This is a genomic window from Sphingomonas faeni, from assembly GCF_040407565.1.
GTDB classification, from domain to species: domain Bacteria; phylum Pseudomonadota; class Alphaproteobacteria; order Sphingomonadales; family Sphingomonadaceae; genus Sphingomonas; species Sphingomonas faeni_F.
The window spans coordinates 83963-109193 of record NZ_JAPZPR010000004.1 but is presented as its reverse complement, the minus strand read 5'-3'; the positions used below and the strand labels follow the sequence as shown (position 1 = coordinate 109193).

Sequence of the window (25231 nt, the reverse complement as noted above, 5' to 3'; positions counted from 1 at the left end):
GGAGGGGTTGGGGGTGGGTTGGCTGCTTAGGCGGGGGACGATGGCCCGAGCGGGCCGACCCACCCCCGGCCCCTCCCTTCCAGGGAGGGGGGAAGAGGCGTTACGCATCTGCCACCTCGGCTGCGACTTCGGTGGTGTCGCGGCGGGATACTCGGACGGCTTCTTCCGCGGTGATCTGGCCAGAGAGGACCAGGTCTCGCGCCGACTGCGCCAGGTTCGGGGACTTCGCAAACGCGTGCGCGGTTATCTCCGATTCGTGGCCATCGGTGTTGATCAGGCGGCGGATCGTGTCGTCGATGCGGACCGCTTCGAAGACGCCGATGCGGCCCTTGTAACCGGTCTGGTTGCAGTCTTCGCAGCCTTGCGCAACGTAGACGACCGCGTCGGAGGCGATGCCGAGCAGCGGCGCAACCGTATCCGAAGCGGGTACCGCCTTGCGACACGTCGGGCACAGCCGCCGCACGAGCCGCTGCGCAATCACCGCACGCAGTGTCGAGGCAAGCAGGAAGCTCTCGACCTTCATATCGCGCATCCGCGTGATCGCGCCGATCGCGTCGTTGGTGTGGACCGTCGACAGCACGAGATGGCCGGTAAGCGACGCCTGCACCGCAATCTCGGCGGTCTCGCGGTCGCGGATTTCGCCGACCATCACGACGTCGGGATCCTGGCGAAGGATCGCGCGCAGGCCCGCCGCGAAGGTGAGGCCGACCTTCGGGTTGACCTGGGTCTGGCCGACGCCGTCGACGGCATACTCCACCGGATCCTCGACCGTCAGGATGTTGCGGCTGCCGTCGTTGAGCAGGCGGAGCGCGGCGTAGAGCGAGGTGGTCTTGCCCGAGCCGGTCGGGCCGGTGACGAGGATGATGCCGTTCGGCTCGCTCAGCGCTTCGTTGAGCAGCGCGAACAGTGCGGGCGGCAAGCCGAGCGCCTCCAGATCGATGCCGGCGTTTTCCTTGTCGAGGATACGCAGCACTACGCGCTCCCCTGCCCGGGACGGCAGTGTCGAGACGCGGACGTCGAGCAGCTTGCCGCCCAGCGTCAGCCCCATACGACCGTCCTGCGGTACGCGGCGTTCGGCGATGTCGAGGCGCGCCATGACCTTGATGCGGCTGACGACGACCGGGGCAACGTTGGGCGGCATCCGCAGCGTCTCGCGCAGCACGCCGTCGATCCGCATGCGGACGACCAGCCCGGTCTCATACGGCTCGATGTGGATGTCCGACACGCCGTTGCGCGCGGCGTCGGCGATGATGCCGTTGATGAGACGGATCGCGGGCGCGTCGTCGGCGGTGTCGAGCAGGTCCTCCGCGGTCGGCATGTCGCCGGCTAGCAGGTCGAGTTCGTCGCCCATCCCGACCGCGGCGAGCGCGTTGGCCTGGCCGTCCATTGCGTAGACGTTGGACAGGAGCCGGTCGAACGCGACCTGTTCGACGAAAGTGACGTCGAACGGGCGGGCGAGGTAGCGGCGGAGTTCCAGCAGGACTTTCGGGTCGGCACCGGCGCGCATGGCGATGGTGAGGTGGGAGTCCGTGTCGGTATGGTCGACGACGACGCCGAACTTTCGGGCGAAGGCGTAGGGGATGGTGATCTGGGGGAGGTCACTGCTCCCCCCCCGCTCGCGGGAGGGGTTGGGGGAGGGACTGACATACCCCTCGATCGCGTCTTCCGTGAGTAAGGCAGCCCCTCCCCCGACCCCTCCCGCAAGCGGGAGGGGAGAAGAAGCGTCGATCTCGTGGCCTTCGCGGATGATCATTTTCTGGGCCGCACGACCATCGTCGAGGTGCGGACCGGCACCGCAATGCGCGGGTCTTCGATGCTGCCGGGGATCGGTGCGCTCGGGATCGGCGGGGCGGCGCCCATGTAGTCGCGGACGAGCTGGTCGATCGACGGCTCGGCGCCCGGCTCCTGCAGACCCTGCTGTAGTCGGACATAGCCGTAGCGCTGTTCGGTCAGCTTGCGGCTGTCCTCGGCAGTGCGCAGGATCGTCGGACGGATGAAGATCATCAGGTTGGTCTTCGACCGCTGTTTCGCTTTCGAGGTGAACAGATGGCCGAGCACGGGGATGTCGCCGAGCAGCGGGATCTTCTCGATCGTGCGGCGTTCGTTGTCGTCGAGCAGACCGCTGATCACCGCGATCTGGCCGTCGTCGACGGTGCGGACGGTCTCGACTTCGCGCTTGTTGAGGATCAGGTCGCTATTGTCGCTCGACACCGGGCCGGCGATCGAGCTGACCTCGAGCCGCAAGTTGAGCTTCACCGTACCCGACGAGTTCACCTGCGGCCGGACCGTCAACTCGATGCCGACATTCTGGCGCTGCGTGGTGCGGAAGGCGTTGTCGAAATTGGTGCTGAGCGCCTGCCCCGTGGTGATCGGGATTTCCTGCCCGACGAGGCTGTGCGCCTCCTGATTGTCGAGCGTGACGAGGTGCGGCACCTGGAGCAGGTTCGAGGTCGTGTCGCTCTTCACCGCGTTGATGATCGCGCCGAAGAACGTACTGCCGATCTTGCCGCCGAACCCGCCAAACCCGCCGGTGGCCGCGAGGATCGACGCGATCGCCGACTGCTGCAGCGCGTCCGCCGCGGCATTGGGGGTGTTCGTTTCGGTGCGCGTGCCGTCGGGCGCGACGACCGTCGTGCCGTTGCCGCCGATCGAGCGCGCGCCGATCGCGCCCGCGATCTGCAGGATGTTGGGCGCGGAGTTCGAGAAGGTCGATGCACCGAACGCGCCGCCGCTGGGATCGCCGACGATGAACTGCGCGCCGAGCGTGCGCGCGGTCGAATCGGAGACCTCGGCGACGATCGCCTCTACGAGTACCTGTTCGCGGCGCGTGTCGAGCTGGCGGACGACCTCGTTCAGCTGGCGCTGGATCTCGGCAGGCGCGGCGATGACGATCGCGTTGGCACCGGCAAAGCGCGTGACGACCGCGGCGGTCTTGCCGCCGGCTGCGGTGATCGCCGCCTGGCCCGATCCGCCGCCCCCGCCGCTCGAAGATGGGCCGGACTGCGGGATCTGGGGTCGCGAGAAGTTCGACTGGCCGCCGGACGCGCCGTTGGTACTGCTCGATCCGAAGTTCGAGCGCGACAATGCGGTCTGCACGGGCTGCGTCGGGGTCTGGCCGACGAGTTCCTGCAACACCGGCAGCAACTGTTCGGCATCGGCGTTCTCGAGGAACACGACCTTGATCTCGGTACCGTTGCGCGCCTTCTGGTCGAGGTCGGCAGCGACCTGTGCGAGACGGGCGACGGTGGTCGGATCGCCGCGCAGCGCGACCGCGTTCGAACCCTCGACCGCGACCACCGAAGCGCTCGGACCGGAGCCGGCGCCACCGCCCTGCCCGCCTTGACCGCCGCCTGTTCCGGTTCCGATCAGGCCCTGGAGCGCGGTGGCGATCTCCTTGGCACTCGCGTTCTTGAGCGCGACGACGCGCGTGGAAGACGTGTCGGTGTCGATCCGGCGGAGGACTTCGCGGATGCGGCGGATGTTGTCGGCGAAATCGACCACGACCAGGCTGTTGCCGCCGCGGTTTGCGCTGACCGACCCCTGCGCGCTGACGAGCGGGCGAACGGTTTCCACCGCGGACTGTGCGTCGATCGCGCGGAGGCGGATGATTTCGGTGACATAGCTGTTGCGCGCGGCACCCGCGACACCGATCCGGCTGGGCTGCGACGCGGCGTTATCGAGCGGCTGGACGCGGAACGCACCGCCCGAGGTCGGCACCGCGACGAGGCCGTTGGCGCGCAGGGTCGAGAGGAAGATCTCGAAATATTCGGAGCGCGACAGCGGGCGATCGGTGACCACCGTCACCTTGCCGGCGACGCGGTTGTCGATGATGAAGGTGCGCCCGGTGACCTTGGCGGCGTCGGCGATGAACGCGCGGATGTCGGCATCGCGGACGTTAAGCGTGGTCTGGGCGTGGACGCCGGCCGCGAGTACGAGAGCCACAACGGGGCCGAGAAACAGTTTTTTCATTTAGGTGGCGCGATCGTGATGGCGAGCGGCAGGGTATCCTGGCCGCGTTCTACGGTGATGGGGACGTTGCCGCCGCCCGCGAAATCCTTGGCGATCCGGTCGAGATCGCCGGGACCCGAGACGGGCCGCCCGCCGATCGAGGTGACGACATCGCCGTCCTTGAGCCCGGCCGAGCGGAACGCGTTGCCGGAGCCCTGCGACCGGACCGTCAGCCCGCTGATCCGGCCGCCGTCGATCCGCGGGATGAAGCCGATCTCGCTGCGCAACTGCGCGACGGGGATGCCGACGACGGGGGCAACCGCTCCAGTCGCACCCGCCGGTGCCGCGCCGGGAACGACCGGCGTGACCGCGCCAGACTGGTCCAGGAACAGGTCTTCATCAGCACCGCCCCGGTCGATCGTGACGTGATCGAACGCGACTGCCTTGAGACGCACGCCGGGCTGGATCTCGTCGCCGACCGCGACGCTCTGCTGGAGACCGTCGGGACCGGCGATGATCGCGGAGCTGCGGCCCATCGCTTCATCCATCCGCGTGCCGAACAGGGTCAACTGAAGCGACGTGACCGTAGCGGGCGCTCCCGCCGCGCCACCGAGCCGGAAGAACGGATCGAACCCGCGCAGGATGTCGGCGGGCGAGCCCACCACCATCGGCGCGGCCGGACGCCAGTCGCCGAGCGGCGTGATCGGCGTCACGATCGTCCACGCGAGCCGCGCACACTGCACGGCCAGCCCGGCCAGCAGCGCGAGTTCGACGACGTTATAGACATTCACGACGGGCATACGCCGCAAGATACGGCGCGCCCGCGCGTCCAGCTTCAATCGCATCCGCGACCCACCCCAATTTCCCGCTCTCTTCGTCGCGTAGGCATGCCATGTTACAATTCCGCGTCAATGGGTTGTCGATCGACCGCGCAAGTTCGGTCGGGATTGCGCGCCCGGTCCGCGTAGCGCGCGCTCGATCGGGGTAGCGTGGACCGTGCGAGCTTGGCAGAACGCCGGGCATGACAGCCCCCTTCCCGTCCAGCGGCTCCGGCCTGCCTCCCGAACCCGTCATCGCGCGGTTATCGGTGCCCGGCGTGCAGCGCGTGCCTAGCGCGAAGCTCGACCTGTTCGTCCGCCGCGACTTCCTGCCGCCCGACCTGTGCGTCGCGTTGATCGAGCGGATCGATGCAGTCCGACGACCATCGACGATCTCGGATTCGAACGGCGATGCAAGCTATCGGACGAGCGAGACGGGCGACCTCTCCGCCGAAGACCCGGTAGTGATCGAGGTCGAGGCACGGATCCTCGCGCTGACCGGGCTGGACCCGGCGCACGGCGAGCCGTTGCAGGGGCAGCGTTATGGGATCGGCCAGGAGTTCAAGGGCCATACCGATTATTTCGAGCCGAACGGCGTCGACTATCAGCGCTATTGCGGGATCGCCGGCAACCGGACCTGGACGGTGATGATCTACCTCAACCAGCCCGAGGCGGGCGGTGCGACGCGGTTCAAGGCGATCGACAAGATCGTCCAGCCCGAGGCGGGCAAGCTGCTCGCGTGGAACAACCGGCGGGCGGATGGGAGCCTGAACGCGGCGACGCTGCACCAGGGGATGAAGGTCCGGGCCGGAGTGAAGTATGTGATCACGAAGTGGTTTCGCGAGAAGGCTTGGGGGTAGCGTCCGATCCTCCCCCGCCAGGGGGAGGTGTCGCCGAAGGTGACGGAGGGGGAAGACACGGAACAGATGTGGCCCTCTCCTCCCCCTCCGTCAGGCGAGTGCCTGCCACCTCCCCCTGGCGGGGGAGGATTGCAGAGTGGGTCTCGATCGCCCCTTAGAACTGGACGCTAGCGCCCAGCGTGAAGACGCGGCCGAGCTTGTAACGGTTGATGTCGACCTCGGTACCGTTCGAGAAGGACTGATATTCGCGGTAGCCAGTGCCGGTCAGGTTGCGGCCTTCGAACTTCACTTCGATCTGCTTGCCGCCAACGTCGATCCCCTGGCGCGCGACGACATCGAAGCGAATGCCCGGCTTCTCGATCAGGTCGGGCAGCCGAATGCCGCTGCCGCCGCCGACCGGGCCGCGGTTGGTGACGCGATTGCTGGCATAGTTGAACAGCAGGGTGAGCTGCGACAGGCTCTTCTTGTCCTCGATGCCGAGCTGCAGGTTCACGAGGTGATCCGACTGGCCGACCAGCGGCGCGCCGTCCTGGAACAGCACGTTGGCGGGCAGCAGTTGGACCTGCGTCCCCGACTGGATCGGGCTGGCGATCAGCGAATCGTCGGCTTTGATCTTCGAGCTGGTGTAGGTGTAGTTCGCGATCAGCACGAGCCGGCGCGTCGCGAGCCAGTCGGGACCGAGACCGTCGAGATTCACGTATTTCTGGAACTCGGTCTCGCCGCCGTACAGCTTGGCCTGCGGCGCATTGGCGAAGCCGGTCTGGAGGCGATCACCGCCGGGGAAGAACGCAACCGCCTCGATCGGGTTCTCGATGCGCTTGTAGAAGCCGGCCAGGCTGAACTTCTGGTCGCGCGCGAAATACCATTCGTAGCGGGCCTCGGCGTTATACAGCTGCGAATCCTGGAGGAACGCGTTGCCGATGAACAGGCGATCGGAGTCGAAATCCTGGTACAGCTGCGGCGCGAGCTCGCGGAACTGCGGGCGGGCCAGCGTCTTCGAAAAGTGCAGGCGCGCCTGCATGTCGGCGGCGAAGTTGTAGGTGACCGTCACCGCCGGCAGGAAATAATCGTTGTTCAGGCGCGTGCTGCCGCGGTTCGCCGAGGCGATGACGCTCTCCTTGGCGGTCTCGTAGCGGACGCCGACGGTCGCGCGCAGGCCGTCGAGGATCTCGCCCTCGATCTGCCCGTAGGCGCCGTGGACCTTGAGCGACGCATCGTACGTCGCCGCGCCCTGATCCGACGAGGTGTTGCGCAGATAGATCCCGTTGGTCTGCACGGTATAATCCGACAGCAGATAGTCGGGGCGGAGCTGCGAGATCGCGAGCGGCAATGCGGCGTTGTTCGCGCCGGCATATTGGAACGTGTAGCGGCTCGAATCGCGGGTGGTGTCGTTATAGGCATAGCCGACCGACAGCGCGAACGGACGGTCCGTCGGCGCATTCCACGTCAGGCTGGCCTGACCCGACCAGAGCTCCTCGTTCAGTTCGCTGAACGCGACGGAGGCGCTTTGCAGCCCGGCGAGGCTGTTGACGTAATCCTTGACGGTCGGGCTGTACTCGTAAGTGAACTGGCGCTCGTACGGCGAATTGCGCTCGGTCTTGGCGTAACTGCCGCGCGTGTCGAACGCGAAATTGCCGAACTTGAATTCGCCGGTCAGCTGCGTGTCGATCAGCTGGCGTTCGAACCAGCTGGTGTTCTGGGTGATGAACGCCGGCACGTCATAGGGCGACGGGATACCGATGTTCGCGGTGTTGCCCGCGCTCAAACGGCCCTGCTTGACGGTGTCGTGGATATACAGATTGGTCCAGCGGATCTTATTCTCGCCGAACTCGGCGCCGAACCCGAGCAAGCCGTTCACGACCGCGCGATTGTCGGTCAGCACGGTGCGGAAGTCGCTCGTCAGGCCGCCATCGATATCGTCGGTCAGTTGCTGGCGGTTGTCGCGCGTGCGCCAGGTGTTGCTGATGCCGCCGGCGGCGATCACGCCGAGACGGGTGCTGCCGATATCGGTCGAGGTGCCGAAGCTCGCCTCGCCCGACCAGTTGGCGGGCAGCTGGTTGTTGCGCTGGAGCAGCGTGGTCTTGGCGTTCGACATCGACGTCAGGTCGATCGAGGCCGGCGACGTGCCGGCCTTGCCGGCCTGCTTGATGAACGCAGGGACATTGCGCTCGCCGCTGTCGAAGCCCGACCAGTCGTTCTTGCCACCGTCGTAGACATAGCCGAGTTCGCTGGTGGTGACGGTATCCGCGCCGACCGAACCGCCGATCTGGAGGAATGTCTTCTCAGGCACGGCCTTGGTCGTCAGGTTGATGACACCGCCACCGAATTCGCCCGGATAGTTCACCGAATAGCTCTTCTGGACCAGCGCGGAAGCGATGACGTTGGTCGGGAAGATGTCGAGCGGGACGACGCGGCGCAGCGGCTCGGGTGACGGCAGTGGCGACCCGTTGAGCAGCGACGACGAATAGCGATCGCCGAGGCCGCGGACATAGACGAAGCCGTTGCCGACCACCGACAGGCCGGTGACGCGCTGAAGCGCACCGGCGATATCGCCCTCGCCGGTCCGCGCGATGTCCGCGCTCGACAGCACGTTAACGACTTCGGCGGTGGCGCGGACGACGTTGGGGACGTTGCGGCCGATGACGACGATGTCCTCGCCGCCCGAATTGCCGCCGGGGGTCGAGACGTCGACGCGTTCCTGGTCCTGCTCGGCCTGCGCCTGGGGATCCGCCCGCTGTTCGGCAGGCGTGCCGGCCTGAGGCGACACCACGCTACCCGCCGGGGCGGCTGGGGCGGACTGCGCGAGCACATGGGCTGGCACGAGTGTCGTCGTCGCAAGAAGGACGGAGACGAGAACGGATGACTTCATGGCTGCCCCGGCAACAAGAGGAATTCTTTGATCTTGGATCGATCGCGCGGGAGGCCCCCGCCCCCCGCGCGATCCGCGTCGGTCAGCTGGTCGGAAGTGCCGTGCAGGCGCTGCCGGTGGTACCGAAGTTCGCGCGGTTCGAGTTGCAGGTCCAACCCCGATACCAGGTGTCGGTCGTGCCGTTGACCGCACCGACATAGTTAGTGCTGACCAGGAACGCGGTGCCCGACGGATTGAGCGTGGCCGCGTTGAACGCGGTCGTCGTCGAGGCGACACCGGCGGGCAGGAAGGTCCCGGTCAGGACCGAACCGACGGCGGCCGCCTCGGTGTTGTTGGTGCCTGCGCGGAACAGCGCCTGCTGCTCGGCCGAGGTGACCGTGATCCCGTTGACCGCGGTTTCGGCATACGGCGTGGTGCAGCTGAACACGACCGAGTTGAACACCGGCGGGCCGTTGTCTTCCAGAGCTGCATTGGCAGGGCGGATCGTCGTCTTGCCCCCGGCGTCTGCGCCAGCGATCACGTTGAGGCAGGCGCCGCTCGGGTTGCTGACGATACCGTTGACGAACACCGCATCGGCACCGCCGCGCAGGCGGATCGCCGCGTTGGTCGCGGTCGAGGTCTGGACGAAGGTGAAGTTCGCCAGGTTGTAGCGCTGGCGGGGCAGCGCGTCCTCGTTGTTGTTCGAATCGATCTCGGTCGAGTAATTGTCGCCGGTGGTGTTGCCCGGCTTCTGGATCGCCAGCACGAACTGGACGAAGCCCTGCCAGCCGACATCGGTATCCAGGCCGTCGTCATCCGCGCCGGTGATCGCCAGATAGCGCAGGTTGCTGCGGCCACCGAAGATCTCGATGCCGTCGTCCGAGCTGTTGTGGATCTGGATGTGGTCGAGCACGGTGCCCGATCCGGTGCCGCCGAGCGTCAGACCCTGAAGCTCGTTGTTCGGGCTGATGACGGTGCCCGAATAGCGGATCTGCACGTAGCGGACGGTGCCGCTGCTGTCGGTCGGCGTCGCGCCGCCGTAGAGCGCGGTGCTGGTGCCCTCGACGACGTTCTCGCACGCGGCCGAACCACCGACGACCGTGGTGTTGCAGTTCGAGATCGGCGCGCGACCGGCGAGGATGATGCCGCCCCACAGGCCCTGCGATTCGTCGTTCACGCCACCGGTCAGATTTGCCTGCGCGGTGAAGATGATCGGCTGTGTCTCGGTGCCCTCGGCGATCAGCTTCGAGCCGCGGTTGACGACCATGAAGTCGTTGTCCGAGTTGGTCGTGTTGGCATAGAGCAGCGAGCCCGCCGCGATCGTCAGCGTGGTGGCGATGCCGCCGGGAGCCGAGCCCGCGCCACCGATGTCGACGCCGACATCGACGCGGCCGTTGATCTCGTAAGCGACGCCGGCGACCTTGGGCAGGCTCAGCGCGGACGTGATCGCCGACGGCAGGCGGCACGACCGGTAGTTGCCGATGATCCCGACATCGGTGGTGCCGGTCGGGCACGACGTGGCGGGCGTACCGGCGGTCGGGGTCGGCGTGGCGGTCGGCGTCGGCGATGGCGTCGGCGTACCCGGCACGACGATCACGCCTTCACCCGGCGAACCGACGCTGTCGGCACCGTCGCAGGCCGACAACGCGACGCAAGCGGTGCTGGTCAGCAGGATAAAGCTCATGCGCTTGAAGATGGTCATTCAAGGGACTCCCGGTCGGATCGTTAATCTGATGGATCGACTCAGGCTCCCCCCCGCCGACCTCGATTAGCCGACTATGGGCAATGCGTGACGCTACGATGCGATTTGGATGACTGTTGGGTGACGGAGATGTGACGGATCGATGACGGTGGCGCCGGTCGCGCTCTTGAAACCGCCGCGCGCGAACACACCTCTTCCGATCCGGCGCGCGATGATTTAAAGGCGCTGCCAGAGTCATGGCCCGCGCATTCCTGCGATCGGGCTGCCAGACCTATTTTACAGGATATCTCGACCACAATGGCCTCTTTCAAGGACCCCAGTTTCCAGGACCGCACGAGCAGCGCAGCCGCCGCCAAGCAGAAGGCGCTCGAAGCGCTGCGTGCCAAGCCGCCGATCGACGAAGCGGTCGTCGCCGAGCGCCTTGCCGCGCGCGAGGCCAAGGAATTGGCCGAGCGCGAGAAGCGTGCTGCCAAGCGTGCGGCCGAGGACGATGCCAAGGCTGCGAAGAAGGCCGAGGCCGAGGCTGCTGCTGCTAAGAAGCGCGAGGCCGAGGCTAAGGTCGAGCTGACCGATGCCGAGAAGAAGGCGATTCGTGACGCCAAATATGCGGCGCGGAAGAACAAGAAGAAGTGATCTTTGGGCGGTCGTTTGGCCGCCCATTTTGATTGAACGACTGCTCGCTTGGAGCAACCGTCTCCAAAAGAGACCGCCACCCCGGCGAAGGCCGGGGCCCAGTTGGCAAGGTCGAGGTAACGAAGCGCAGTCCACCGTTGGCAACGTCCCCCAACTGGGCCCCGGCCTTCGCCGGGGTGGTGACTGAGGAATTGACGAACGTCATCAACTAGCTTGTTCTTCCGCGAAGGCGGGAGCCCAGTCTGGGCTCCCGCCTTCGCGGGAGAACAAGTAGGTTCGGGTGACGGACGAGTTAGCGCGCGCCCTTACTCCGCCTGCTCCCAACCGCCCCCCAGCGCCTTGAACAACGCCACCGTAAGCTGCCGCAACTGCGCGTCGCTCGATACCAGCTGCTCGCGCGCCGTCAGCACGTCCGTCTCCGCGTTTAGCAGCGTCGTCTGCGCCACGAAGCCGGTCCGGTACTGCGACTCCGCCGCCTTCGCGCTGCTCTGCGCATCGACCACCGCGCGCTGCAAAGCCGCATTCCGCCTCCGCTCGGCAGCAATCTGCGCGAGCGGGTCCTCGACGTCGCGCAACGCCTGCAACACCGTCGAGCGATAGCGAAGATACGCCTGCTCGCGGTCTTCCTCGCGCGACTTCACGGTCGACTTGCGCCGGCCCCAGTCGAGCAACGGAAACTGCGCCGCACCGGAGGCGGTCAGTTGGAGGCTGTCACCCGAAAACAGATTGCCGAGCGCGGTCGAGATCAGCTGGCTCATGCCGGTCAGGCTGAACTTCGGATACATGTCCGCCACCGCAACGCCGATATCCGCAGTCGAAGCCGCCAGATCGCGCTCGGCCGCCCGGATGTCGGGGCGGCGGCGCAACAGCTCCGATGGCAACCCTGCCGGGATCGTCGGCACGCCGAGCGGAGCGACCGAGGGCGCTGCGAGTTCAGTCATCAACGTCGCCGGCGGCTCGCCGAGCAGGATCGCCAGCGCGTGCATGCGGACATCGACATCGGCGCGCACCGGTTCGGCGCGCGCTTCGGTCGAGGTGATCGACGCGCGCTGGCGGGTTACGTCGATCGGCGGGACGAGGCCGACCTTGGCGATGTTACCAGCGATCGTCAGTGCGCGTTGCTGGTTGGCGATCTCGCTCTCGATCGTCGCAAGCTGCGCCTGGTCGAGCCGGAGCGCGAAATACGCCTGCGCGACTTCCGCGGCCAAAGTCACCGCAGCGTCGCGCTTCGACCAGACCGCCGCTTCGGTCCGTGCCCGTGCGCCTTCGGTGCCGCGCCGGACGCCGCCGAACAGGTCGAGCTCCCAGCTTGCGTCGAACCCGACGGAATAGGTCGTGATCCCGCTGCCGGGCAGTGCGATGCCGCCGGTCGAGCCGGTGCCCCCTGCCCCCGTGCCGCCGCTGAACGCACGCGCGATCGACGAGAGGCCGGCGTTCTTGCTGAACTCGATGTGGCTCGGGCTGGCGCTGGCGTTCACGCTCGGCAACCCTTGCGAGCGGGCGACGATCTCCTGCAACCGCGCCTGCCGAACGCGCGAGGCGGCGATCGCGATGTCGGGATTGCCCTTCAGCGCGCGGTCGACGAGGCCGTCCAGCTGCGGATCGCCGAACGCATACCACCAGCGGGCTGGGTCAACCGAGGTACCAACGCTCGCTTGCGGGCCGACGAACGCTGGCGGCACCGCCATCTCCGGCGGGGTGTAGTTCGGGCCGACGGTGCACCCCGCGAGCAGGGCCGCAACCGCAACCACCATGAACCGCGCACGCATCAATGCATCCCTCCCGAGGGGGCGCCGCCGGTCTTGCCGGAGCGCATGAATAGAACCAGTGGCGCGACGACCAGCACGACCACCATCATCGCGCGGAATACGTCGAGGAACGCGAGCATCGTCGCCTGCCGCTGCATCTGGCTGTAGAGAACGGCCAACGGCGTCGTCGCATCGCCCTGCCCGCCGAACACGCTCGTCGCCTTCTGCATCCAGTCGTTGTAGTTCGGATCGAGCGGGTTGAGCGTCTGCGTCAGTTCCGATTGGTGCCGCTGCAGCCCGCCTGCAAGCTGCGTCTGCGCGAAACAGATGCCGATCGTGCCGCCGAGATTACGCGAGACGTTGAGCAGGCTCGACGCCTGCGCGGTCTGCGTCTGCTTGAGCCCGACATAGGCGATCGCGTTGATCGGCACGAACAGGAACGGCAGCGCCATTGCCTGGAACAGCCGCGCGAACGCCGCATCGGAGAACGCGATGTCGGCGGTCAGGTGGCTCATGTTCCACAGCGCGAAAGCCTGCACCAGCAAAGCCGGGAACAGCAGGAAGCGGACGTCGACCAGCCCGCTTAGTCGCCCCGCGAACGGCACCATGACCAGCGTCGCCAAACCGCCCGCGGTTAGCGCGAGCCCAGCGTCGAGCGAACTATAGCCGAGCACCTGTTGCAGCATCTGCGGAATGAGCTGCGTGGTGCCGAACAGGATCATGCCGGTGACGCCCATCACGCCGATCGTCAGCGCGAAGTTGCGGTTCTTCAGCAGCTTGAGGTCGATCACCGGGTCCTTGTGGTTCAGTTCCCAGATGACGAGCGTGACCAGCGACACCGCGGCGATGATCGCCGACATGACGATGAAACCGCTCGAAAACCAGTCCTCGCGCTCGCCGCGATCGAAGGTGAGTTCGAGGAAGCCGAGCCCGAGCGCGACCAAAGCAACGCCGACATAGTCGATCGTCAGGCCGTTCTTGAAGCGCTCGTCACGGTCCTTCTTCACCTGGTCGGGCTCGTCGACGAACGTCTCGACCAGGAACCACGCGGCGATGCCGACCGGCACGTTGATCAGGAAGACCCAGTGCCAGCTCGAATATTCGACGATGTAGCCGCCGAGCGTCGGCCCGAGCACGGGGCCGACGACGACGACGATCGCGAAGGCGGCGAACGCCATCCCGCGTTGTTTTGGCGGGAAGGTATCGGCGAGGATCGACTGTTCGACCGGCGCCAATCCGCCGCCGCCGATGCCTTGCAGCACGCGGGCGACGACGAGCGTAGCGATATTGGGCGCTAGGCCGCACATCAGCGAGGCAAGCGTAAACAGCGCGATCGACAGCAGGAAATACCGCTTTCGACCGATTGCGTCGCTGAGCCAGCCCGAGATCGGGATGACGATCGCGTTGGCGACGAGATAGCTGGTCAGCACCCAGGTCGCCTGATCCGTGGTGATCGACAGCCCGCCCGAGATGTGATCGAGCGCGACGTTGGCGATCGAGGTGTCGAGCACCTCCATGAAGGTCGGGATCGAGATGATCGCGACGATCAGCCACGGGCTGTATTTGCCCGCCGCCGACCGGCTCGGCGACCACGTGTGACCGCCGCCCGCGTCCGCCTTCGCGGGAGTCTTTGCCACCTCAGCGGACCTTGACGGTCGGCACCACCGACATGCCGGGGCCGATCGGATAGCGCTTAGGATCGGGGCCGTTCTTCGCATCGAACACGATACGGACGGGGACGCGCTGGACGACCTTCACGTAATTGCCGGTCGCGTTCTGCGGGGGCAGCAGAGCGAACGCCTGGCCGGCGCCGCGCTGGATCGAGTCGACATGACCTTTGAAATCGACGCCGGGATACGCGTCGACATGGATGTCAACGGGCTGGCCGATCTTCATCAGCGTGAGCTGCGTTTCCTTGAAGTTCGCCGTCACCCACATTGTGTCGGGGACGATCGCCATCAGCTGCGTGCCGGGCGCGACATAGGAGCCGACGTTGACCGAGCGGTTGACGACTTGCCCCGCGACCGGGGCGGTCAGGCGGAGATCGCCGATCGTGACGTTCGCCTGCTCGACCTGCGCGCGACGGGCGTCGATCACCGACTTGGCCGCTCCGACCTGCTTCCTGGCGACGCTGATCTGGGCGGTGGCGGTGTCGATCTGCTCGCGGGCGGCGGCGGCATCGGCGGCGGTCTGGCGAGCGGTGGCGCGCGCCTGATCGAGCTGTTGGCCCGCGACCGCGCTCGGATCGAGCCGCAGCAACGCCTCGTAGCGCGCCAAATCCTGTTGGGCCTTCACGGCAGCCGCCATCGGGACGCGCGCCTGTGCGGCGGCCTGCTGGCGTTGCGCCTCGGCGGCGGTGACCTGCGCCTGCGCCTGTGCGAACTGTGCGCGGGCCTGCGATTCGTTTGCCTGCGCCTCGGCGACCTGGGCATCGCGGCCGGATGCCTTGATGACCGCGAGGAGGCGGCCCGCCTCGACGTGGCGATTGTCGATGTCGGCGATCTGGACCAGCGTGCCCGCAACCTGTGGCGCGAGGCGGACGATGTGCGTGTCGACGAACGCGTCGTCGGTCGATTCGAACTGCCGCGCGTGCAGCCAGTAGAGCACGCCGCCGATGATCAGCCCGCCGACGACGATGACGAGGATGATCCAGAAGAGCGGCTTCTTGAAGACCGACGGCTTCTTGTCGTCGCCCTCGTCCCCTTCGTCGCTAGACTCGTCCTGCTGGTCGGTATCGGACTGCTGGTCCTCGCCGTTCGGATCGGACTTGCGATCCTCATCGTCGTGGTTGGCGTCGGAGTGGTTCGTCTGGTCGGTCATGCCTGGCCCTGTTCTTCAGCACGCATCGAATCGAGAATGGCGTCGATATTGGCGTCGATACGCGCCTTGATATCGAGGATGTCGTTGGGTTCGAGCGTGTCGCGCTCGAGCAATTTCAGGCAGGTCGCGCGGTTCGCCCGCAGCGTGATGACCTGTCCCATCAAGGTGATCGTCGCGATCCTGCCGGTGCGGATCTCGGCGCAACCGGTGGCGATGCAGACCAAGTCGCTGAGCCTGCGCACCATCTGGCCCATCACGCCGCCATAGATGCGCTCGAACGCCTCGCCCGGTTTCATCTGTTCGCGGAGCACGAACAGCGTCCAATCGGCGCTCTCGTTGCTCGCCATCTTGTCCGCGAGCCGGCCGAGGATGCGGTGGATCTGGCCGCGGGCTTCGCTGGCGTCGTCCGCCGCGACGTCGTGCGACAGCTCGGATGGGTCGCCCATCACGGCCGACATGCGCTCGGCGATCCGGTCGGCGGCCGCGAGGTACAAGCCCTCCTTGCCGCCATAGTGGTAGGTGATCGACGACATTGCGGTGCCGGCGGCGGCGGCGATCCCGCGCGTGCTCGCCCCCTCCAGCCCCTTGGTGCCGAATTCGCTGATCGCGATATCTAGGAGTCGGGACTGGACCACGGGCGGCGTTTAGTTCGATCGAACGAACCAGCCTAATGAAGAAGCTGTCATGTTGTGCGGAGAGGACGTTCTTCGTCTCATGCCGACTTTCCGCGCGCGCCCCGTCATCCAGACGAAAGTCAGGACCCAGGGTTACCGAGCGTCGCACTGCGTGGCTCTGGGTCCTGACTTTCGTCAGGATGACGGACGAGGATTAATGGCGCGTGCTGCGTGATTACGCAGCCCCGACCAACCCCAGAAACAGCAACGCCGGCCCCTTCGTGCGAAGGAACCGGCGTAAATCTGGTGGGCGCGGCTGGGATTGAACCAGCGACCCCACCCGTGTGAAGGGTGTGCTCTACCACTGAGCTACGCGCCCGAAACTCGTTCGGAAGCGGGCCTTTAGGCAGGGGACGCCTGCCTGTCCAGCCCTTTCGAGGGCAATCCCTGCGATCCTCCCCCGCAAGGGGGAGGTGGCGCCGAAGGCGACGGAGGGGGAGGACCACGCAACGAAGGGCATCGCTTACCCCCCCCTCCGTCAGGCTGTCGCCTGCCACCTCCCCCCGCGGGGGAGGATTGAGGTCGCTTTAGTTGACCGCGTCCTTCAGGCCCTTGCCGGCCTTGAACTTGGGCTGCGTCGACGCCTTGATCGTCATCGGCTCGCCGGTCCGGGGATTGCGGCCGGTCGACGCCTTGCGCTTGGAGATCGAGAACGTGCCGAAACCGACCAGGCGAACCTCGTCGCCCTTCTTCAACGATGCTTCGATCGCGTCGAACACCGCCTCGACCGCCTTGACCGCATCGGCCTTCACCAGACCGGACGTATCGGCGACCGTCGCGATCAGCTCCTGCTTGTTCATATAATCCCCCGGAAAAAACTCGAATCAGCCACGATGGACTCGCGACCGCATTCAGCGCGCAATAATGCGGCGGCCCCGTCTGCTGTCAAACGAAACCGCCGCGTCATCGCCTACGATCCAAACATGGATCAGTGGTGAAGGCCACCCCCGACCGGCGCGATCGGTGCCGGCGGCAGCGCCGCCAGCTCGTCCGCATCGGTCCACTCGATCGCTTCGAGCGGCTCGGTGAGCGCCAGACGAAGCACCTCGTCGACATGCGAAACAGGGATGATCTTCAGCCCCGCCTTGATGTTCGCCGGGATCTCCGCGAGGTCCTTCTCGTTCTCCGCCGGGATCAGCACCGTCTCGATGCCCCCGCGCAACGCCGCGAGTAGCTTCTCCTTCAGGCCGCCGATCGGCAGCACGCGGCCGCGCAACGTCACCTCGCCGGTCATTGCCACCTCGCGCCGGATCGGCACGCCGGTCAGCGTCGAGACGATCGACGTGACCATGCCGATACCCGCCGACGGACCATCCTTCGGCACCGCACCCTCGGGCAGATGGATGTGGATATCCTTCCGCGCGAACAGGCTCGGCTTGATCCCATAGCTCGGCGCGCGTGCCTTGACGAAGCTGAACGCGGTCTCGATCGACTCCTTCATCACGTCGCCGAGCTTGCCGGTGAGCTTGGCCTGCCCCTTGCCCGCGACCGTCACGCTCTCGATCGTCAGCAGCTCGCCGCCGACCTCGGTCCAGGCGAGGCCGGTGACCGCACCGATCTGGTTCTCGGTCTCGCCGAGCCCGTGGCGGTACTTCTGCACCCCGGCATAGTCGCCGATGTTCTCGGGCGTGATCGTGACGCTGGTCGTCTTGTTCTCGAGGATCTGGCGCAGCGCCTTGCGGCACAGCTTGGCGATCTCGCGCTCCAGCGTACGCACGCCAGCCTCACGCGTATATTGCTGGATGAGCGTACGAAGCCCCTCCTGCGTCAGCGTGAACTCGCCCGGCTTCAGGCCGTGCGCCTCGATCTGCTTCTCGACCAGATGGCGCTCGGCGATTTCGACCTTCTCGTCCTCGGTATAACCCTCCAGACGGATGATCTCCATGCGGTCGAGCAGCGCCTGCGGCAGGTTGAGCGAGTTGGCGGTGCAAACGAACATCACGTCCGACAGGTCGATATCGACCTCCAGATAATGATCCTGGAACTTGCCGTTCTGCTCCGGATCGAGAACCTCCAGCAGCGCCGAGGCGGGGTCGCCACGGAAATCCTGGCCGAGCTTGTCGATCTCGTCGAGCAGGAACAGCGGGTTCGACGTGCCGGCCTTTTTGAGGTTCGTCACGATCTTGCCCGGCAGCGAGCCGATATAGGTGCGGCGATGCCCGCGGATCTCGGCTTCGTCGCGCACGCCGCCGAGCGACTGGCGGATGAACTCGCGCCCGGTCGCCTTGGCGATCGACTTGCCGAGCGAGGTCTTGCCGACACCAGGAGGGCCGACGAGGCACAGGATCGGCCCCTTCAGCTTGTTGGTGCGCGCCTGCACGGCGAGATACTCAACGATCCGGTCCTTGACCTTCTCGAGCGCGTAATGATCCTCGTCCAGCGTCACCTGCGCGGCGGCGATGTCCTTCTTGATCTTCGACTTCTTGCCCCAGGGAAGCCCGAGCAGGACGTCGAGATAGTTGCGCACGACGGTCGCCTCGGCGCTCATCGGCGCCATCGTCCTGAGCTTCTTCAGCTCCGACGTCGCCTTGCCGCGCGCTTCCTTGCTCATCTTGAGCGTCGCGATCTTCTGCGTCAGCTCGGCGATCTCGTCGCCTTCGCCCTCGCCGTCCTCGTTGCCGAGTTCGCGCTGGATCGCCTTCAGCTGCTCGTTGAGGTAATATTCGCGCTGCGTCTTCTCCATCTGGCGCTTGACGCGGCTCTTGATCTTCTTCTCGACCTGCAGGACGCCCAGTTCGCCCTCCATCGCCGCGAACGCCATTTCGAGACGCTTCGACGGGTTGGTTTCGAGCAGGATCGCCTGCTTCTCGGCAACCTTGATCTGGACGTTCGCGATCACCGCGTCGGAGAGCTTCGAGGCGTCCTCGATCTCAGACAGCTGCACCGACGTTTCCGACGAGAGCTTGCGGTTGAGCTTGGCGTAGTTCTCGAACTGGTCGACCACCGAACGCATCAGCGCGATGAGTTCCGGCCCTTCGACCTCGGCATCGGCGACCGGCTCGACCGTTGCGGTGAGGAAGTCGCCGCTCTCGTCGAGCGTTTCCAGCGTCGCGCGGCCCTTGCCTTCGACGAGCACTCGGACGGTGCCGTCGGGGAGCTTCAGCAGCTGGAGCACCGTTGCGGTGACGCCCATCGAATACAGGTCATCGCGCGAGGGATCGTCCTCGGCGGGATCGACCTGCGCGACGAGATAGATCTCCTTGTCCGCCGCCATCGCCGCTTCGAGCGCGGCAACGGACTTATCACGGCCGACGAACAGCGGCACGATCATGTGCGGGAACACGACGATGTCGCGAAGGGGAAGGACGGGGTACTGGGTCATGAACGCTCCGGTGGGTGCCTGCATGGGGGCATAATCTACAGCTTATATGGTGAGGATGAACCGTCCATCAATTGGTTGGCGGTGGTTAGGGGTTTTCGCGCGTTGCCCAAGGGCCTGCCGTTCTCCTGCGAACGCAGGAGTCCAGGGTAACGGGCGGCGCTTTGCGTGATCCTGGACTCCTGCGTTCGCAGGAGAACCGAAGGTACCGGATCGCACTTGTATGCGAGCCGCCCAGGCGCGAGAACGCGGCATGATCTTGCGTTTTCTACTCGCCGCCAGCGCTACCGCGCTCCTCGCCGCCGCTCCACTGCCCAAGAAGGGCGAGCCCGCGATCACCGCGCAAACCCAGCGGTCTGGGGGCGTACTGACACCCGAGCAGACCGCGCTACGGTTCGACAGCGCGGACCTGGCGTTCGAAGTGCTGCCCGAGACGGAGAGCCTGAACGGTGTCGCTACGCTGGTCTTCACCGCGAAAGCCCCCCTCACCCGCTTGCCGATCGATCTGGACCGCAATCTTCCGGTCAGCACGATCGCGATCGACGGCGTACCGCTCGCTCCGTCGGCGTGGAGCAATCCGGAGGGACGGCTGACGATCACGCTGCCAAAGCCCGTCCCCGCTGGCGGCAAGGTCACCGCGAAGATCACCTATGGCGGCACGCCGCACGTCGCGGTGAAGGCGCCGTGGGACGACGGGATGGTGTGGTCGAAGACGCCTGACGGCCGGACGTGGTTCGCGACGACCGCGGAAGGCTATGGCTGCGACCTGTTCTGGCCGTGCCTCGATTTCCCGACCGGCGAGCCTGCGCTGGTGACGCTGCACATAACCGTGCCGAAGGGGCTGAAGGCGCCCTCTAACGGCGTGCTGCTCGGCGTCGATACGCTGGCGGACGGGCGGACGACCTGGAACTGGCAGGCCAAGCATCCCAACACCTACGGTATCGCGCTGAACGTCGGGCCATATGAGGAGATCAGAGGCACCTACAAGAGCCGCTTCGGCAACAGCATCCCGATGTATTACTGGTATCTGCCGGGCGAGAAGGTGCAGGCGGAGAAGCTGTTCGCCGAGTTCGCGCCGACACTCGATTTCTTCGAAAGCATGATCGGCCCCTACCCGTTCGGCGACGAGAAGCTCGGCGTGGTCGAGACGCCGCACAAGGGCATGGAGCACCAGACGATCAACGCCTACGGCAATGGCTACGAGAAGGCGCCCGAGGGGTTCGACTGGCTGTTCCAGCACGAGTTCGCGCATGAGTGGTTCGGCAATCAGTTGACTGCCGCGAACTGGGACGATTACTGGCTGCACGAGGGGTATGGCACGTACATGCAGCCGCTCTATGGCCAGTGGCGCGAGGGGCGTGCGCGCTATGCGGCGATGATGCAGGGCGAACGCACCTCGATCATGAACCTCAAGCCGATCACGCAGCAGCGCATCACCACCGAGGAGGAGGTGTACGAGCTCGACAAGGGCGGTGCGGGGCAGGACATCTACTACAAGGGATCGTGGATGCTCCACACGCTGCGGAGCCTGATCGGCGACGATGCGTTCTTCGACGTGACACGGCTGGCGGTGTATGGGCGCGCGGATCCGAAGCCGGGCAATTTCGCGCCGCGGTTCGGATCGACGAAGGAATATGAGGCGCTCGTTCGGAAGGTGACGGGGAGGGACTATAAATGGTTCTTCGACGTGTATCTTCGGCAGGCCGCGCTGCCTGAACTGGTCGAGACGCGGACGGGGAATACGCTGGGCTTGGCCTGGAAGGTGCCGGGGAACGGCCCGTTTCCGCTGCCGGTACAGGTGCAGATCGATGGGAAGACGCGGACTTTGCCGATGACTGGGGGGAAGGCGAGCTTGTCGGTCCCGGCGGGCGCGCATGTCGTGATCGATCCGGATGCGCTGGTCCTGCGTCGGAGTATCGCACTGGAAGACGTGGCCGCCTGGAAAGCCGCGCAAACGGCGAAGGCCAAGCCCCAATGACCTCTCCACCGTTCCCCCACGAAAGCGGGGGCCCAGGGTCCCAGGAGACGAAGCCCGTGGCTCCTGGACTCCTGCGTTCGCAGGAGAACGTTTGGGCGTCGCGCGCGGCGGAGATGGCTGCGATCTTCATGGTTGGCGACGGCTTGATGGGCCTCCTCCAACCCCGCCGCCACGTCGATCTCTGGAAGGACGAAGCGCTCGGGACCGAGAAGCTCGTCGCACCGTTCGTCGACCGTCCCGGCCGCCGTCGCCTCTACGCCGTCGTGCAGATCGCCGCCGGCCTCGCCTTGGCTGTACGCCAAAAGCGATGACCCTCCCGCGGTGGCCCCTAATCGCGCTGGCGCTTGCCGGCTGCGGTTCGAGCCCCGACACCGGCACGACCAGCCAGATCGCCAACGGCGAACGCGTCTTCCGTCGCTGCACCGCGTGCCACACGATCGGGCAATATGCAGGCGATACCGACGGTCCGAACCTCTACGGCGTTATAGGCAACCCGATCGGCGAGCGGCGCCCGCGCTTCTCCTACACCGCTGGGTTGAAGTCGCTCGGCGGGAACTGGGATGCCAAGCGCATGGACGCCTGGCTCACTAACCCGCGCAGAATGGTGCCCGGCACGACGATGGCGTTCGCCGGCCTTCCCGACCCCAAGGACCGCGCCGACGTCATCGCCTATCTGTCGACGCAGGGCCCCTGAGCTTACGGCACCACCGTCGTGAACAGATAGGCCGCAAAGATCACGAGGTGGACGACGCCCTGCAACACCGTCGTCCGCCCAGTGCCGAGCGACAGCGTGGCGACGAACAGCGACAGCGCGAGCAGCGTCATGCTCTTTGCATCGATGCCGAGCGCGAGTGGCAAGTCGAGCACGAGCGACACGATCGCCACGCTCGGGATCGTCAATCCGATCGTCGCCAGTGCCGAGCCGAGCGCGAGGTTGAGGCTGGTCTGCAACCGGTTGCGTCGTGCCGACTTGTACGCGGCCAGACTTTCGGGTGCGAGCACCAGCGCGGCGATCACCACGCCGACTACTGTCAGCGGCAGGCCGGCACCGAGCACCGCGGCCTCGATCGTCGGCGACAGCGTCTTCGCGAGCAGCACCACCGAGACGAGCGCCACCAGCAACGCGGCGAAGGCAATGCCCGTCGCGCGGCCCGAGGGCGGCGCGGCATGATCGTCCTTGTCGTCGGTCGAGGGCAGGAAATAATCGCGGTGGCGCACCGTCTGCACCAGCACGAACGTCCCGTAGAGGATCAGCGATACGACCGCGACGAACATCAACTGCGATGCCGCGTAGGTCGGGCCCTGCGTCGACGAGGTGTAGTTCGGCAGGATCAGCGACAGCACCGCCATCGCCGCAAGCACGCCCAGCGCTGCGGTCATGCCCTTCAGCGTAAACCGCTGCTCATGATGCCGTACCGCGCCCGCGAGCAGGCAGATGCCGATGATGAAGTTGAGGATGATCATGATCGCCGCGAACACCGTGTCGCGCGCGAGCGTGGTGGCGTCGCCCGCGTTGGAGAGCATCAGCGAGACGATCAGCGAGACCTCGATCACGGTGACCGCGATCGCGAGGACGAGCGTGCCGAACGGCTCGCCGACCTTGTGCGCGATCACTTCTGCGTGATGGACGGCGGCAAGGACGCTGCCGATCAATACGATCACGGCGGCGGCGGTGCCGAGCGTGCCCATCTTGGCAAGGCCGACGAGGACGGCGACAAGGCCGAGACCCGGCGCGATCAGCGTCCAGATCGGCAGTGCCAGGCGGTCCGGCATCGTCTCCACTACGTGTTCGTTCGGTCGGTCGGCCACGTCGATCGTCATGCATGCTCCCTCGTTCCACTTGGATAACGAATGCGCGAGGCGCGCGATGGGTCCGCGCGACGGTGTTTCGTACGCAGCGAGCACACCGCCCGGCTGGCGCCAAGGGGCATCGAAGGTTGGTCGGCGTGTTTCATCGGGCCAACGATATCCGGCTTTCCCAGTCACCTTTGCCGTTCGACGCGGCCTTCACCGATTACCCGTTCGTCTAACCAACCAATGCATCCGGCAAAATGGGGAACACCTGATCTATGGTCACCACCAAACCCAGCCATATGCCAGCCACGAGCAGGCTCCCCAGCCAACCCGATGAAGGGAGTTCCGTGCCAGCCTGCTCGCGCCAATAGTCTGCGCGTCGGCGACACAGCCGTAGCAGCGCGCACCGGACCAGCGACGACACCATCCAGTCGAACTCACCCCAGCCGGCATCGGCCAGGATATGGATCGGCGCGCGCTGATAGAAGCTGAGTATGCGCGCCGCGATACGCCGTATCGGACCGATCTCGTGGTCGCGACCGAGCATGAACAGCACGTAGTCGGAGCGGGCTGTAGTCACGTGTTAGATGGCGCCGGGCAACGTCGTGCTACAGGCGACCTGCTCATCTGATCGACCTTGGTCGTACGGGCGGGAAGGCTCACGGTCGTATCCTGAAGGCGAACATATCCGGATACCACTGCACCAAATATGGGCCAATTCCGGCAGCGGCCAGCAGCAGCACCCCCAAAACGACGAGCGACCAGACGATTGTCGCGTTGCCATTGACGGTGGCGCCGGCGTCGATGACGTGTGCCGTCGCGACGGGTTCGTCAGGTCTATACCGCACGGTCACTTGCTGACCTTCGCCCAGGCCCGCCTGTGTGTTCGCCGGAAAGGTGAACGGCGATCCTCCACGTGGCGCAACCGTCACGATCGCATGATGTGGCCCATCCGCAAGCGCGGTAACCACTCCAGGCGCCAAGATGGTCGCGCGATCGACCGTGAGCAGGCTCGTCGCGATCTTGAACGCCGACACGAAGCAGACTGCCGCGAGATAGAGCAAAAAGAAAACGGTTACCCGCATCTGCTCACCCGATATGTCCGAGATACCCCGGGCCGCCCGCAACCAGACCCCGCGTATCCCCCTGCCATCCGATCACCGCGCGGGGGTTCAGCGGACCGCCCCCACATAGCGTGTCGACGATCATCAAGTCTGGATTGGTCAGCGTCCAGATCGGTCGTGCCACACGGTCGGGCATCGTTTCCACCACGCCTTCGCTGGTCTGTCGACAGCTTCGATCGTCATGCATGCTCTCTCGTTCCACCTGATCGACGAATGCGCGAGGGGCGATAAGGGTCCGGATGAGCGATTGCCGGCCGGTAGAGATCGAGTAGGTTGCCGCGATGCTAGCTTCCGACCTTCGCGGAACGCTCGTCATGACCGCCGACGCGATGCCGGATGCACAAGACCCTTGGTGGGTCATTTCCAGCGCAGCGGTGGCGCTTCACGGGGTAGCGCCGATCACGGTTGGCGATGTCGATCTGCTAATGAGCGTGGGGGATGCTCGACGGCTTATGGACAAGCTCAGTGTCGCACCGATCGAAGATGGGCCGAGCGCGATGTTCCGGTCGACGCTGTTCGCGCGGTGGGAGACGCCGCATTTGGTCGTCGAGATCATGGCGGGGTTTCATGTTGCGACCGGCGCAGGGTGGACGGAAGTGCTGCCCCGGACGCGCGTGCCGATCATCGTGCAGGGACGCGTCGTTTATGTGCCTGACCGCGTGGAACTAGCCGGGATGCTCAGGCTGTTCGGACGGCCAAAAGATCTTGAGCGGGTTCGGCTTCTGACTTCGCAGGTGTAGCGTCAGAGCCGCGCTTACGCCTCCCGCCGCGAGTCGTGACGAACCCTTTCCTTCTTCCAGTCGACAGAGGCAGAGGTGCCGAAGGATGCATTGGGTATAGACGGGACGGTCGATACGGACGCGCTGCGCTACCCATCCCCGTCATCCTGACGAAAGTCAGGACCCAGGGTAGAACGCGCAGGTCTTCGTCGCTCTGGGTCCTGACTTTCGTCAGGATGACGGACG

At 65.9% G+C, this 25231-nt stretch carries 21 protein-coding genes and 1 tRNA gene; 6 read left to right on the top strand and 16 right to left on the bottom strand.

Translation table 11 applies throughout. The features are described from left to right. Nucleotides 1-100: 100 nt before the first annotated feature. The 3 genes from O6Y00_RS09585 to O6Y00_RS09575 are packed head-to-tail and all read right to left on the bottom strand — an operon-like array spanning nucleotide 101 to nucleotide 4793. Nucleotides 101-1753, bottom strand: a complete 1653-nt coding sequence (locus O6Y00_RS09585; protein ID WP_353442361.1) for a GspE/PulE family protein — start codon at nucleotides 1751-1753, stop codon at nucleotides 101-103. Next, on the bottom strand, nucleotides 1750-3969 hold the full coding sequence (gene gspD, locus O6Y00_RS09580; protein ID WP_353442360.1) for a type II secretion system secretin GspD: 2220 nt from the start codon (nucleotides 3967-3969) through the stop codon (nucleotides 1750-1752). The genes O6Y00_RS09585 and gspD overlap by 4 nt, the downstream gene beginning before the upstream one ends. After that, nucleotides 3966-4793 carry a type II secretion system protein N gene (locus O6Y00_RS09575; RefSeq protein WP_353442359.1) on the bottom strand — a complete coding sequence of 276 codons (828 nt, stop codon included), beginning with the start codon at nucleotides 4791-4793 and terminating at the stop codon, nucleotides 3966-3968. The genes gspD and O6Y00_RS09575 overlap by 4 nt, the downstream gene beginning before the upstream one ends. Before the next feature lie 176 nt (nucleotides 4794-4969). Between O6Y00_RS09575 and O6Y00_RS09570 the strand changes: the two genes are divergently transcribed. Next, complete coding sequence (locus O6Y00_RS09570) at nucleotides 4970-5626, top strand: prolyl hydroxylase family protein (protein WP_353442358.1); 657 nt, start codon at nucleotides 4970-4972, stop codon at nucleotides 5624-5626. Nucleotides 5627-5780: 154 nt separating this feature from the next. On the opposite strand, the gene O6Y00_RS09565 is transcribed toward O6Y00_RS09570, so the two are convergent. Both O6Y00_RS09565 and O6Y00_RS09560 read right to left on the bottom strand, forming a co-directional pair. Next, complete coding sequence (locus tag O6Y00_RS09565; RefSeq protein ID WP_353442357.1) at nucleotides 5781-8495, bottom strand: TonB-dependent receptor domain-containing protein; 2715 nt, start codon at nucleotides 8493-8495, stop codon at nucleotides 5781-5783. An 82-nt stretch (nucleotides 8496-8577) separates the two neighbouring features. Beyond that, nucleotides 8578-10176, bottom strand: coding sequence for a hypothetical protein (locus tag O6Y00_RS09560; RefSeq protein WP_353442356.1), 1599 nt, complete (start codon nucleotides 10174-10176; stop codon nucleotides 8578-8580). A 297-nt stretch (nucleotides 10177-10473) separates the two neighbouring features. Here O6Y00_RS09560 and O6Y00_RS09555 point away from each other — a divergent pair, with 297 nt between their 5' ends. Next, nucleotides 10474-10809, top strand: coding sequence for a DUF6481 family protein (locus tag O6Y00_RS09555; RefSeq protein WP_353442355.1), 336 nt, complete (start codon nucleotides 10474-10476; stop codon nucleotides 10807-10809). 305 nt (nucleotides 10810-11114) lie between these two features. Here the strand turns inward: O6Y00_RS09555 and O6Y00_RS09550 are convergent, their stop codons facing one another. The 7 genes from O6Y00_RS09550 to lon form a co-directional block, all read right to left on the bottom strand. Beyond that, entirely contained in the window at nucleotides 11115-12578 is a 1464-nt protein-coding gene (locus O6Y00_RS09550) for an efflux transporter outer membrane subunit (protein WP_353442354.1), read from the bottom strand. After that, nucleotides 12578-14194 carry a DHA2 family efflux MFS transporter permease subunit gene (locus O6Y00_RS09545; protein WP_353442353.1) on the bottom strand — a complete coding sequence of 539 codons (1617 nt, stop codon included), beginning with the start codon at nucleotides 14192-14194 and terminating at the stop codon, nucleotides 12578-12580. The genes O6Y00_RS09550 and O6Y00_RS09545 overlap by 1 nt, the downstream gene beginning before the upstream one ends. Nucleotide 14195: 1 nt before the next feature. Continuing rightward, nucleotides 14196-15377, bottom strand: a complete 1182-nt coding sequence (locus O6Y00_RS09540) for an HlyD family secretion protein (RefSeq protein ID WP_353442352.1) — start codon at nucleotides 15375-15377, stop codon at nucleotides 14196-14198. Further along, nucleotides 15374-16012 (bottom strand): CerR family C-terminal domain-containing protein, encoded by a 639-nt coding sequence (locus O6Y00_RS09535; protein WP_353442351.1) that lies wholly within the window; start codon nucleotides 16010-16012, stop codon nucleotides 15374-15376. Before O6Y00_RS09535 ends, O6Y00_RS09540 begins: the two co-directional genes overlap by 4 nt. A 283-nt stretch (nucleotides 16013-16295) precedes the next feature. After that, nucleotides 16296-16370: transfer RNA gene (locus O6Y00_RS09530), tRNA-Val, on the bottom strand. Between the two features lie 208 nt (nucleotides 16371-16578). Beyond that, entirely contained in the window at nucleotides 16579-16851 is a 273-nt protein-coding gene (locus O6Y00_RS09525) for an HU family DNA-binding protein (RefSeq protein WP_056048186.1), read from the bottom strand. Between the two features lie 128 nt (nucleotides 16852-16979). Beyond that, entirely contained in the window at nucleotides 16980-19373 is a 2394-nt protein-coding gene (gene lon / locus O6Y00_RS09520) for an endopeptidase La (RefSeq protein WP_353442350.1), read from the bottom strand. 250 nt (nucleotides 19374-19623) lie between these two features. On the opposite strand from lon, the gene O6Y00_RS09515 reads away from it, so the two are divergent. From O6Y00_RS09515 to O6Y00_RS09505, 3 genes are read left to right on the top strand one after another with little or no spacing between them, the layout of a single operon-like run. Then, nucleotides 19624-21348 (top strand): M1 family metallopeptidase, encoded by a 1725-nt coding sequence (locus O6Y00_RS09515; RefSeq protein WP_353442349.1) that lies wholly within the window; start codon nucleotides 19624-19626, stop codon nucleotides 21346-21348. 56 nt (nucleotides 21349-21404) lie between these two features. Beyond that, complete coding sequence (locus O6Y00_RS09510) at nucleotides 21405-21659, top strand: hypothetical protein (protein WP_353442348.1); 255 nt, start codon at nucleotides 21405-21407, stop codon at nucleotides 21657-21659. Next, entirely contained in the window at nucleotides 21656-22042 is a 387-nt protein-coding gene (locus O6Y00_RS09505; RefSeq protein ID WP_353442347.1) for a c-type cytochrome, read from the top strand. The genes O6Y00_RS09510 and O6Y00_RS09505 overlap by 4 nt, the downstream gene beginning before the upstream one ends. Before the next feature lie 2 nt (nucleotides 22043-22044). Here O6Y00_RS09505 and O6Y00_RS09500 read toward each other — a convergent pair whose 3' ends face one another. From O6Y00_RS09500 to O6Y00_RS09485, 4 genes are all read right to left on the bottom strand, one after another. Further along, nucleotides 22045-23169, bottom strand: a complete 1125-nt coding sequence (locus tag O6Y00_RS09500) for a calcium:proton antiporter (RefSeq protein ID WP_353442346.1) — start codon at nucleotides 23167-23169, stop codon at nucleotides 22045-22047. A 205-nt stretch (nucleotides 23170-23374) separates the two neighbouring features. Beyond that, nucleotides 23375-23722 carry a hypothetical protein gene (locus O6Y00_RS09495; protein WP_353442345.1) on the bottom strand — a complete coding sequence of 116 codons (348 nt, stop codon included), beginning with the start codon at nucleotides 23720-23722 and terminating at the stop codon, nucleotides 23375-23377. Nucleotides 23723-23801: 79 nt separating this feature from the next. Continuing rightward, a complete protein-coding gene (locus O6Y00_RS09490; RefSeq protein ID WP_353442344.1) occupies nucleotides 23802-24206 on the bottom strand; it encodes a DUF3592 domain-containing protein in 405 nt (134 codons plus the stop codon). Between the two features lie 25 nt (nucleotides 24207-24231). Next, entirely contained in the window at nucleotides 24232-24453 is a 222-nt protein-coding gene (locus tag O6Y00_RS09485; RefSeq protein ID WP_353442342.1) for a hypothetical protein, read from the bottom strand. Nucleotides 24454-24547: 94 nt separating this feature from the next. Here O6Y00_RS09485 and O6Y00_RS09480 point away from each other — a divergent pair, with 94 nt between their 5' ends. After that, a complete protein-coding gene (locus O6Y00_RS09480) occupies nucleotides 24548-25006 on the top strand; it encodes a hypothetical protein (RefSeq protein ID WP_353442341.1) in 459 nt (152 codons plus the stop codon). Nucleotides 25007-25231: the final 225 nt, after the last annotated feature.